The organism is Ideonella sp. P3_A4 (genome assembly GCF_056403075.1).
In genome coordinates, this window is sequence record NZ_JBFUGE010001356.1 from 1 (window position 1) to 575 (window position 575).

The window sequence follows — 575 nt, forward strand, 5'->3', positions numbered from 1 at the left end:
GCGTTGCGCAGCGCCGTGCTGCAGGCGGCGCGCGCGTCCTTGCCGCCGCGGCCGGCGTGGTGGCAACGCCTGCTCGGCATCGAACCAGGCCATGCCGGCATGCCACGCCTGTGGACTGCTGTGGCTGGTGTCGGCGCATTCGGTCTCGCGCTGAACCTGGCCTGGCATCTGTCGAAGGCGCCAGCGCCTACCGAGTTCGACAAGGTGGCGACCGTGTCCGAAGCCAAGCGCGCCGCGGCGCCCGAGCCTCCAACGGTGCCGCTCAAGGAAACGGCGGTGGAGTCACCAGCGCCCGCAACAACTTCGCAAGCGACCCCGGCGCCGCAGTCGAAGCCACCCGTTGAGCGTCAACCGATGGTGGTGGCGCAGGCGCCGGCCAGGCGTGATGCGGCGCCCCCGCCCCCGCCGGCCACACGCTCGCCGTCGATTGCGCCGACCACAGCGCAGGCGTATGCCCCCGCGGCACCGCCTGCCCCACCCGCTCCAGTCGTGGCGGCGGCTCCCCCAGCGGCAGAAGCCGAAGGCAAGGCGCTGGCGAAGGAAGAGCGGGCGAACGTAGGCCGGCTCGCCGATGC

At 73.0% G+C, this 575-nt stretch carries 1 pseudogene; it reads left to right on the forward strand.

Annotated features, from left to right (window positions below):
• A pseudogene (locus AC1DYI_RS38005) lies at positions 1-575 on the forward strand (hypothetical protein); the annotation flags it as partial.